9 protein-coding genes and 2 pseudogenes are annotated in these 9949 nt (G+C 74.3%); 9 read left to right on the forward strand and 2 right to left on the reverse strand.

Translation table 11 applies throughout. The features are described from left to right. The 4 genes and pseudogenes from UG55_RS26335 to UG55_RS26350 all read left to right on the forward strand — a co-directional run. Positions 1-211 (forward strand): annotated as a pseudogene (locus UG55_RS26335) (crotonyl-CoA carboxylase/reductase); the annotation flags it as partial. Between the two features lie 132 nt (positions 212-343). Then, positions 344-1051, forward strand: coding sequence for a TetR/AcrR family transcriptional regulator (locus UG55_RS26340; RefSeq protein WP_242425145.1), 708 nt, complete (start codon positions 344-346; stop codon positions 1049-1051). A 426-nt stretch (positions 1052-1477) separates the two neighbouring features. Continuing rightward, positions 1478-2854 carry an FAD-dependent oxidoreductase gene (locus tag UG55_RS26345; protein WP_066074580.1) on the forward strand — a complete coding sequence of 459 codons (1377 nt, stop codon included), beginning with the start codon at positions 1478-1480 and terminating at the stop codon, positions 2852-2854. Positions 2855-2922: 68 nt separating this feature from the next. Then, complete coding sequence (locus UG55_RS26350) at positions 2923-4704, forward strand: NAD(P)/FAD-dependent oxidoreductase (protein ID WP_066074597.1); 1782 nt, start codon at positions 2923-2925, stop codon at positions 4702-4704. On the opposite strand, the gene UG55_RS28015 is transcribed toward UG55_RS26350, so the two are convergent. Continuing rightward, the gene (locus UG55_RS28015; protein WP_083987224.1) at positions 4602-5423 is read right to left on the reverse strand and encodes an ABC transporter ATP-binding protein; all 822 of its coding nucleotides are present in this window, start codon (positions 5421-5423) and stop codon (positions 4602-4604) included. The two genes, UG55_RS26350 and UG55_RS28015, sit on opposite strands and share 103 nt — an antisense overlap. A gap of 384 nt (positions 5424-5807) precedes the next feature. Between UG55_RS28015 and UG55_RS26360 the strand changes: the two genes are divergently transcribed. The 3 genes from UG55_RS26360 (at position 5808) to UG55_RS26370 (ending at position 8107) form a co-directional block, all read left to right on the forward strand. Continuing rightward, positions 5808-6674, forward strand: coding sequence for a helix-turn-helix transcriptional regulator (locus UG55_RS26360; RefSeq protein ID WP_083987225.1), 867 nt, complete (start codon positions 5808-5810; stop codon positions 6672-6674). Between the two features lie 229 nt (positions 6675-6903). Continuing rightward, positions 6904-7545, forward strand: a complete 642-nt coding sequence (locus tag UG55_RS26365) for a superoxide dismutase family protein (RefSeq protein WP_066074586.1) — start codon at positions 6904-6906, stop codon at positions 7543-7545. A 160-nt stretch (positions 7546-7705) separates the two neighbouring features. Next, a complete protein-coding gene (locus UG55_RS26370; protein ID WP_242425147.1) occupies positions 7706-8107 on the forward strand; it encodes an SsgA family sporulation/cell division regulator in 402 nt (133 codons plus the stop codon). A 12-nt stretch (positions 8108-8119) separates the two neighbouring features. Here the strand turns inward: UG55_RS26370 and UG55_RS26375 are convergent, their stop codons facing one another. After that, positions 8120-9268 carry an Acg family FMN-binding oxidoreductase gene (locus tag UG55_RS26375; RefSeq protein WP_066074592.1) on the reverse strand — a complete coding sequence of 383 codons (1149 nt, stop codon included), beginning with the start codon at positions 9266-9268 and terminating at the stop codon, positions 8120-8122. Positions 9269-9631: 363 nt separating this feature from the next. On the opposite strand from UG55_RS26375, the gene UG55_RS44500 reads away from it, so the two are divergent. Continuing rightward, a partial coding sequence (locus tag UG55_RS44500; RefSeq protein WP_396231029.1) for a response regulator transcription factor occupies positions 9632-9794 on the forward strand: 163 nt, incomplete at its 3' end. Position 9795: 1 nt separating this feature from the next. Next, positions 9796-9949, forward strand: a pseudogene (locus tag UG55_RS44505) (response regulator); the annotation flags it as partial.

Below are 9949 nucleotides of genomic sequence, written 5' to 3' on the forward strand. Positions count from 1 at the left end.
CCGGCTGGTCGCGCGGGGGCTGGTGCATCCGACGTTGTCGAAGGTGTATCCGTTGGCGGAGACGGGGCAGGCGGCGTTCGATGTGCATCGGAACGCGCATCAGGGCAAGGTCGGGGTGCTGTGCCTGGCGCCGCGGGAAGGTCTCGGGATTCGTGACGAGCAGACCCGCGCCCGGCACCTCACCGCAATCAACCGCTTCCGCGGCGTGTAGGGCCCCGAGCCCCGGTCGCACGCCCGTCCGATGGCCGGGCGGCGGGCGGCCGGGGTTGTTCCACTGATCGTGGGCGGCGCCTGCCGGGCTGTAGGCGAGCTGGTAGCCTGCGGCCCGAGGAGGACTGTTCCGGTGTCAGCTGAAATCGCCCCGAACGCGCCGGGCGGAGACACCGGTGCGTCCCGTGGAGCGGGGTCCGGCCGGCCCGCCGCGGCCGGGCGGGCCAGGAGCGCCGGCGGCGTCGGCGGCGCCGGTCCCGAGGGGCCGGAACGCTCCCGTCCCCGGGCACGTTCCAGCCGCCGGGAGGAACTGCTGAGCGCGGCCGCCCACCTGTTCGCCGAGCGCGGGTTCCGTGGTGTGGGCATCGAGCAGATCGGCGCCGCGGTCGGCATCAGCGGCCCCGGGATCTACCGGCACTTCCCGAGCAAGGACGCGATGCTGGTGGAGCTGCTGGTCGGCATCAGCCAGCATCTGCTGGAAGGCGCCCGCGAGGCCCGGCGGACGGGCGTCGGGGCCGCCGAGACGCTGGACCGCCTCATCCGCGGCCATGTCGCGTTCGCGCTCGACCATCCCGAGCTGATCGTCATTCACGACCGTGACCTGTGGAGCCTGCCGGAGGAGGCCGCCCGCGAGGTCCGCAGACTGCAGCGGGCGTATGCCGAGCACTGGGTCGACGTCCTGCGGGAGGCGAGGCCCGAGCTGGACGCGCCGACCGCCCGGGCCCGTGCCCACGCACTGTTCGGTCTGATCAACTCCACTCCGCACAGCGCGAACGACCTGGTCAGGCCCCAGATGGGTGCGATGCTGCACGCGATGGCCCTCGGAGCCGCCCGAAGCTGACGACGTGGTCGGCCACCAGGAGGCCACCACGGACCGACCGGCGGACCGGCGGACCGGCCGGCAGCCTCCCGGGCCTGGCGGGGCACGGAAACGGGTCGCCTGAAAACAGGCTTTTCACCACAAACCCGGCTTCGGGTTTCGGAAATGAGTCGACCGGAAGTGCCGGGGCGTCAGATCGACCCGCGGTCACCGTGTCCGGCCGGCGCAGTTCTTGCGCCGCGAACCCGCCTTCTCTACGTTGCGTGGTGGGTGGCCGGTACGGCGCGGTAGCGACCTGCGGGGCGATGAGGCCTGGCTTACCGTGATTCCGCCACCCCGTGACGTCGCCGGTGGGTGTGACCGGGCGGCACCCGAACGCGCGGTGGACGGCCCCGGTCGGGCCGAAGGCGCTCGCGTGACGGGAAATCGGCTGGAGGAGTGGACTGAATGCCTCAGGGTAGTGGAACCGTGCCGTTGACCGTCGCGGTGGTTGGATCGGGTCCGTCGGGTTTCTACGCCGCGGCCTCGCTGCTGGAGCAGAACGACGTTCCGGTGCGGGTGGACATGTACGAGCGGCTGGCGACGCCCTGGGGTCTGGTGCGCTCCGGGGTCGCTCCGGACCACCCGAAGATCAAGGCCGTCTCCAGCGTCTACGCCGCGATCGCCGCGCACGAGAACTTCCGCTTCTTCGGCAACGTGGACATCGGCCGGCACGTCACCCGCGAGGAGCTGACCGAGCGCTACGACGCCGTCCTGTACGCCGTGGGCGCGCAGACCGACCGGCGCCTGGGCATCCCCGGTGAGGACCTGCCGGGCAGCGAGTCCGCGGTCGACTTCGTCGGCTGGTACAACGGCCACCCCGACTACGCGCACCTGAAGTTCGACCTCAGTGGCGACCGCGGTGTGGTCATCGGCGCCGGCAACGTGGCGCTCGACGTCGCCCGCATCCTGTGCTCCCCGCACGAGCGGCTGGCGCGCACCGACATCGCCGACCACGCGCTCGAGGCGCTGCGCCACTGCTCGCTCCGGGAGGTCATGGTCGTCGGCCGCCGGGGCGCGGCGCAGGCGGCGTTCACCACCGCCGAGCTCAAGGAGCTGCCCGAGTTCACCGAGTCGGGCGTCGACGTCGACCCGGCCGAGGTCGCCGAGCAGCCCGGCGAGGAGGCGCTGTCCCGACTGGTCAAGCGCAACCTGGGCATCCTGCGCGGCTACGCCGCCAACCCGCTGCCCGCGGGCGAGCGCCGGGTCGCGCTGCGCTTCCTGCGCAGCCCCCTGGAGATCCGCGGCGACGGCCGGGTCGAGGAGATCGTCTTCGCCCGCAACGCGCTGAAGGTCGGCGAGGACGGCTGGGTCACCGCCGTGGACACCGGCGAGCGGGAGACCGTCCCCACCAGCCTGGTGCTGCGCGCCGTCGGCTACAAGGGCCGCGAGATCCCCGGCCTGCCCTTCGACGAGCGCCGCGGCGTGATCCCGAACACCAACGGTCGGGTCGAGGGCGTCGAGCGCGAGTACGTGGCCGGCTGGATCAAGCGGGGCCCGACCGGCATCATCGGCACCAACAAGAAGTGCGCCGCGGAGACCGTCGGCCAGCTGCTCACCGACATCGCCGACGGCTCGGTGGCGCGCCACGTCCGCGCCGGCGACCCGTTCGATGAGATCGAGAGCTGGCTGCGCGGCCGCCAGCCGCACCTGGTCACCGAGGCGGGGTGGCGGCTCATCGACGCCGCCGAGCGCTCCTCCGGTGAGCCGGCCGGCCGCCCGCGGGTCAAGCTCGTCATCACCGAGGAGCTGCTGGACGTCGCGCTGGAGCGCCGCATCGCCTGAGCGGGCGGCAGTCGAGCCGGCGGGTGGAGCGGGCGGGTGAGGTGAGCGGGCGGGGCGCGGCCAGGGCGGTGTCCCCGCCCGCGCCGCCCGCACCCCGGCGCGGCCGCGGGGCGGCGGACGCGGTCGTCATCGGGGCCGGCGTGAACGGGCTGGTCGCGGCCAACCTCCTCACCGACGCCGGCTGGGACGTCGTGGTCTGCGAGGCGCAGGACGATCCGGGTGGCGCCTGCCGCTCCGCCGAGGTGACCGCGCCCGGCTTCGGCACCGACCTGTTCAGCGCCTTCTACCCGTTCGCCGCCCGCTCGCCGGCCCTGCGCAGCCTGGCCCTGGAGGACCACGGCCTGCGCTGGCGGCACGCTCCACGGGTACTGGCCCACCCCACCACCGACGGCCGGTGCGCGGTGCTGTCCACCGACCTCGCCGAGACCTGCGCCTCGCTGGCGGCCTATGCTCCCGCCGACGCGGCGGCCTGGCGGGCGCAGGCGGCCCGTTGGGAGCGGGTCCGGGAACCGCTGCTGGACGCGCTGCTCGCCGACCCGTTCCCGCCGGTGCGGGCGGGCGCGCGGCTCGCCCGCGTGCTCGGGGCCGCCGACCTGTTGCGTTTCGCCCGGTTCGCCACCCTGCCGGTGCGGCGGTTCGCCGCCGAGGAGTTCGCCGGCGAGGGCGCGGGGCTGCTGCTGGCCGGCTGCGCGCTGCACACCGACCTGGCCCCCGAGTCGGCCGGCTCGGCGCTGGTCGGCTGGCTGCTGGCCATGCTCGGCCAGGACGTCGGCTTCCCGGTGCCCGAAGGCGGCGCCGGCCGGCTGACCGACGCCCTGGTGCGCCGGCTGCGCGCGGGCGGCGGGCAGCTGCGGACGGGTACGCGGGTGGCCGGCGTGACCATCCGCGGCGGCCGGGCCCGGGGCGTGCGCCTCGCCGACGGCACGGTGCTGCCCGCCCGGCGGGCGGTGATCGCGGACGTCGACGCGGTCTCGCTGTACCGCGGCCTGGTCGCCGAGGCGCACCTGCCGCCCCGGCTGCTCGACGACCTGGGCCGCTTCCACTGGGACTCGGCGACTTTCAAGATTAACTGGGCGCTGGCCGGTCCGATCCCGTGGGCCGATCCGCGGGTCGCCCAGGCCGGCACCGTCCACCTCGGCGGCACGATGGACGATCTGACTGTGCTGGCCTCCCAGCTCGCCCGCGATCTCGTCCCCGCCGCCCCGTTCCTGGTGCTCGGCCAGATGACCACCGCCGATCCGGCCCGTTCGCCGGCGGGAACCGAGAGCGGCTGGGCGTACTTCCACCTCCCACAGCATCCGCGGGGCGACGCCGGCCGCGGCGCGCACGGCGGCGGTGATGGCGATGGTGACGCGGTCACCGGCCGTTGGGACGATGACGACGTCGCCCGCCTGGTGCACCGGGTGGAGCGCCGGCTGGAGGAGTACGCGCCCGGCTTCGGCGCGCTGGTGCTCGGCCGGGACGTCCAACCGCCCACCCGGCTGGAGGCGATGGACACCACCCTGCGCGGCGGCGCTCTCGGCGGGGGGACCGCCGGTCTGCACCAGCAGCTCATGTTCCGGCCGGTACCGGGCCTGGGCCGGCCGGAGACACCGGTGGCGGGGCTCTATCTGGCATCGATGTCGGCGCATCCCGGGGGCGGAGCGCATGGCGGCCCGGGAGCCATGGCGGCCCGGGTCGCGCTGCGCGACGCCGGCCCGGCCGGGCCGCTCCGCCGGCGTGCGGCGGCGGCGGCGCACCGGCGGATCTACTCCCCGACCCCGGGCGGAGACCCGGAAACCTCGGCGGCGAAGGACTCGCGCAGCGCGTCGGAAACCGCCCGCGCCACCCGGCCGAACGCGGCGTCATAGCGGAGTGTCTCCGCCCGCGGATACTCGAACGGGATCTCGATCTCGGTGACGAGGCTTCCCGACCGGGCCGAGAGAACCCCGACCCGCCGCGCCAGGGCCACGGCCTCGACCACGGAATGGGTGACGAACAGGCCGGCGAAACCCTCCCGCAGATGCAGCCGCTGGAGCTCGTCGCCGAGGCGCTGGCGGGTTATCTCGTCCAGCGCGCCGAACGGCTCGTCGAAGAGGAACAGCGACGGCCGCGCGGTCAGGGCGCGGGCGAGCGACACCCGCATCCGCATGCCGCCGGACAGTGCCCGCGGGCGCTGCCGCTCGTGACCGCGCAGGCCGGTGAGCGCGATCGCGTCGGCGACCAGCGCCTGGCGGTCCGCGCGCGGGATGCCGTCGAGCTCGGCGAACAGCGCGACGTTGCCGGCGACCGTCCGCCAGGGGAGCAGCGTCGGGTCCTGGAAGATGAACGCGGGGGAGTCCGGGCCGGTCAGCACCGTGCCGGCACTCGGCGCGGTCAGGCCGGCCGCGATGCGCAGCAGCGTCGACTTGCCCGAGCCGGACGCCCCGACGAGGGCCACGATCTCCCGGGCGTCGACCCGCAGCGTGATGTCGCGCAGCACCTCGGCGCCGTCCGGGAAGGTCTTGCCGACGTGTTCGAGGGCCAGCGCGGTACCGGGCGGGGCGAGGCCCACCGGGTGGCGGGAGGCGGGCCGGCTCCTGGACCTCATCGACCCATCATCCCGGGCGCCGCGCGCGGGTCCTTTCCGGGTTCCTGTCGCGGCACTACCGGGTCCTTTCCAGGTCTTTTCCGGGTTCTTTCCTGGTCTCTGCCGGGCGCGCGCGGCGCCGGAGCGGTCCCCGGTGCCGGTCCCGGTTCCTCGCCGGGCCTTGCGCCAATCCGCTCACCAGCGGATTTGACGGAAAGCAGGAAAGCTCGATAAAGCAGATGCGGCCGTCGCTTCGCGGGTCCGGCGGCGCACCACACGGCGTGCGGTCGTACGTCCTGTGGAAAAATAGCCCAGGTATTTGTATGTGGACGGTCATCCGGACCTCCGACAATCCGCCCGCGGGGCGGAACGCGGCACCGGGAGGACCGCGACGAGGAGGGTAGCGTGCTGGACGGCGAACCCATCGTGTATCGCATCATGCTGGGGGCACGCCTGCGCAGACTCCGTGAGGGCACGGGCATCACCCGCGAGCACGCCGGCTATCAGATCCGCGCGTCCGACTCGAAGATCAGCCGCATGGAGCTGGGCCGGGTCGGTTTCAAGGAGCGGGACGTCGCCGACCTGCTCACGCTCTACGGTGTCGTCGCCGAGGTCGACCGTGCCCCGATTCTGGCCCTGGCCCGGGAGTCGAACCGGCCGGGCTGGTGGCGTTCCTTCGCCGACGTCGTCCCGGGCTGGGTGGAGCCGTACCTGGGCCTGGAGACCGCCGCGGCGCTGATCCGGACCTACCAGCTGCACCTGGTGCCGGATCTGCTGCAGACCGAGGACTACGCCCGCGCGGCCATCCGGCAGGCCGTGAGCCGCGGCGCGCTCACCGAGGAGGCCGTCGACCGCACCGTGGCGATGCGGATGGCGCGGCAGGCGCTGCTCACCCGCCCCGACCCGCCGAAGCTGTGGGCGATCATCGACGAGGCGGCACTGCGGCCCCGGGTCGGCTCGGCCGCGGTCCTGCGGGCGCAGTTCAGGCACCTGGCCACCCTGGCCGCCGCGCCGAACATCATCATCCAGATCCTGCCGGCCCAGTACGGCGGGCACCTCTCGCCGTGCGGCACGTTCACGATCCTGCGGTTCATCGAGCCGGAGGTGCCCGACGTGGTGCACCTGGAGCACCTCACCGGCGCAGCCAACCTCGACCGGCCCGAGGATGTCGACCGCTACGAGGAGCTGATGAACCGGATAGGGGTCGACAGCATCACCCCGGAACGCACCCCGGAGTACCTGGACCGGCTGTGCGACCGCCTCGACACCTGACGACACCGGCCGTGGCCGGACCGATCTGACCTGGTCTGGCGAGGTCCTGTCCCGGACTTCCCGGCCTTTCCCGGCCTGTCGGACCGGCGACACGGGGCCGCGACGCAATGACACCGGTCCGGTTCGCTCCGTAGGCTTGGGGGCCGTCAACCGGACCCGCCGCCGTGTCCGGCCCCTCCGGTCGTGTCGAGCGGCGCCCGCCGGACTCCGCGCCGCCCTGGAGGCAGCCTTGCCACGTTCCCCGTCCCGTACCGCCCTCGCCGCCGCGGCGGTGGCCGCCGCCGGCCTGGTCCTGGCAAGCGGATGCGGCGCCGACGACGATCAGGCCGCCGCGGCCACCCCGCAGCCGTCGGGCACCTCCTCGACCACGCCCAAGGGCGGCGGCGCGGTCGACGTCGTCCTGCGGGACGGCGCCGGCGCCGAGGTCGGCACCGTGACCCTCACCCCCGCCGACGGGTCGGTGCAGGTCGAGGGCCGGTTCCACGGGCTGCCCGCGGGTGCCTATCACGGGTTCCACATCCACCAGAAGCCGGTCTGTGACCCGAAGGCCCCCGACGGGCCGTTCAGCACCGCCGGGCCACATTTCAACCCCACCAACGCTCACCACGGCGAGCACGCCGGCGACCTGCCGCCGCTGCTGGTCGACTCCGACGGCACGGCCGAGATCACGAGCCAGACCGACCGGTTCACCCTCGGCGACCTGCAGGAGGGCGGCGTGGCGCTGATCGTGCACGCGCAGCCGGACAACTTCGCCCACATCCCGGACCGGTACCGCTCGACGGATGCGCCGGCCCCGGGCCCGGACGAGAAGTCGAACGCGACCGGCGACGCCGGTGACCGCATCGCCTGCGGCGTGCTCGAGAAGGCCTGACTCCACGCCGGAGGTGAGTCGCCGGTGGTCCTTGGTCCCCCGCCGCGGCGGACCAAGGCAGGATGATTCCGCCCCGCTCTCGGTGACACCGTGAGGCACGACACCGAGGGTGGGGAGGATCTCAATGTGGAGCCGTCCGACTGTTTCCAATGTTGTGAGCATGGACGTGAACGCCACCTACCTGAGCGGCGCCGGGAACCGGGCGCCCGCGCTCGTCTCGCTGGCCTTCGATCCGCTGGACCCGGTCGCGATCACGATGCGCGCCCCGGTCGGCGACCCGCGGCTGGCGCGGCTGACCATCGCCCGGGAGCTGCTCACCGGCGCTGGGCCGCGCCCGCCGGAGCTGGGCGGGCTGCGGGTGGAGCCGGTCCTGCGCGGCGGCCGGCGCCTGCTGGCGGTGTCGCTGCCCGCCGCGGGCGGCCGGGCCGCCCTGGAGATGTCGGTCACCAGGGTGACCGACTTCGTCCGGCGCACCTACACGCTGGTCCCGGCGGAGGCGGAGGCCACCATGATCGACCTGGACCTGGATCTAGGCCTGGCGGCACTGGGCTACGGCGGCTGACCGCCGCGGCGGCTACCCGAAGGTGAGGATCTCGGCGATCGGGCGCCGCGGGGTCAGCGCCGAGGCCACCGCGTCCCGGCGCGGGTAGCCGACCCGCAGGATCATCTGGACGTGCCCGGTGATGCTCAGCATCCGCCCGATCACCGAGCGGTAGGCGTCGCTGTCGACCGGCTGGCCCAGCGGCGAGGCCGCCGCACCGGCGGCGGTCACGGTGAGCAGCACCCGGGCGAGGGCCTGGCCGGCGCGCAGCCGGTCCTCGGCCTGGTCGGCGTCCGTGCCGAGCACGATGATGGTGGGGCGTTCCGCCGCCCGCGGAACGCCCGCCGGTGCCGACCCGCCCGCCGCGGGATCGGTGGCGGTGCGGTCGGTGGCGGTGCGGTCGGTGGCGGTGCGGTCAGTGGTGGTGTCCGCCACGGGCCCGCCGCCCGGGTTCCCCGCGGTGAGCCCGCCCCCCGCGCCCGATGTGTCGAAGTCGCGCAGGGGGAAGTCACTGGCCCGGAAGGGGTGGCGGGTGCCCGCGACGTCGGTCGGCACGCCGTCCCCGGTCGGGCCCTGCCCGCGCCGCCAGCTGGCCAGCTCGGCCCGGTAGGCGGGGTCGGTCTGCTCCGCCCAGTCCGCCCGAGCGGCCACCACCGCGGCGTCGAGCCGCTGGTCGGAGTGCGCCAGCGGCATGAGCCAGGCGCCCTCCGCCTCGGCCGCGCGGCGCATGCGATCCACCAGGCCGCTGTCCAGGGAGCGGGCCTCGAACGGCCGGCGGTCGGTGTGCCGGGCGCCGGCGGCGGAGAACAGCAGCCGGTCGTTGTCCGCCGGGGGGAGACGCCCGCCCACCCCCAGCGACGCCAGCACCAGATCGTCGGAGAGCACCGGCTCCAGCCCACCGTGCGTGGACGCCCCCGGCAGCAGCTCCACCACCGGCTCCAGCCCGAGCACCCGGCAGGCCAGGCGGGCGTGCAGCAGCGCCGCCCCGCAGCTGACCAGCAGCTGGCGGCCGTCGGGGTCCAGGACGGCCAGCCGCCGACCGACCTCGGCGCGCAGGGTCAGCAGGCCGTCGGCGAGACGCCATCGCCACGGCTGGGTGTTGTGGATGGACGGGGCGAGCGAGGCCGTCGTCACGACCTCCACCGCCACCTCGCGACCGATTCCCGCCGTCACCGACTCCATGATCGCGTGCCTCCCCTCGCCGCCCGGTGGCACGTACCGAGCGCGCCGCCCGCGTCGCGGGCAACATCCACGGTAGTGGCCGGTGGTCCGGTCGAAGGGGGTGCGACGGGACCATCGTGCCGGCGTGCGGGGGGCGTCCGCCGACGGATCCGTCACGTTGACCGGGGCGGTCCGGCGGCGTCCCGGTGGGCCTTTCGGGTCTGTCGGGTGTGGTCGCGTGGCCAAAGCGCCGGTCGGCCACCTCCCGCCCGCGGCGCTCATTCCGGCGGGGGTCCGCCCGGCCGGCCCGGGGGCCGGAGGTCCCGGCCGGCGCGGTCGACACGACCTGCGCGAAGGGCCCGTCCCGCCCGTATGGTCGCGTTCATGGAGAAGATCCGGGTGTTCGTTCTCGATGACCACGAGATCGTGCGAAATGGTCTGCGTCAGACGCTCGCCCGGCATGACGATATCGAGGTCGTCGGTGAGGCCGGGTTGGCGGCGGAGGCGTTGCGGCGGATTCCGGCGCTGCATCCGCATGTGGCGGTGCNGGACGGGCGGTTGCCGGATGGCAGTGGCATTGATGTGTGCCGGGAGGTGCGCTCGGCGCTGCCGGATGTGGCGTGTCTGATCCTGACGTCGTATGACGACGACGAGGCGTTGTTCTCGGCGATCATGGCTGGTGCGGCGGGGTATGTGCTGAAG

This window comes from Frankia sp. EI5c, assembly GCF_001636565.1.
Classification (GTDB): Bacteria; Actinomycetota; Actinomycetes; order Frankiales; family Frankiaceae; genus Parafrankia.

Coding starts and splice junctions, on each gene's coding strand:
- UG55_RS26345 (WP_066074580.1), top strand. CDS start 1,478: ATGCCTCAGGGTAGTGGAACCGTGCCGTTGACCGTCGCGGTGGTTGGA.
- UG55_RS28015 (WP_083987224.1), bottom strand. CDS start 5,423: ATGAGGTCCAGGAGCCGGCCCGCCTCCCGCCACCCGGTGGGCCTCGCC.
- UG55_RS26370 (WP_242425147.1), top strand. CDS start 7,706: ATGGACGTGAACGCCACCTACCTGAGCGGCGCCGGGAACCGGGCGCCC.
- UG55_RS26375 (WP_066074592.1), bottom strand. CDS start 9,268: ATGGAGTCGGTGACGGCGGGAATCGGTCGCGAGGTGGCGGTGGAGGTC.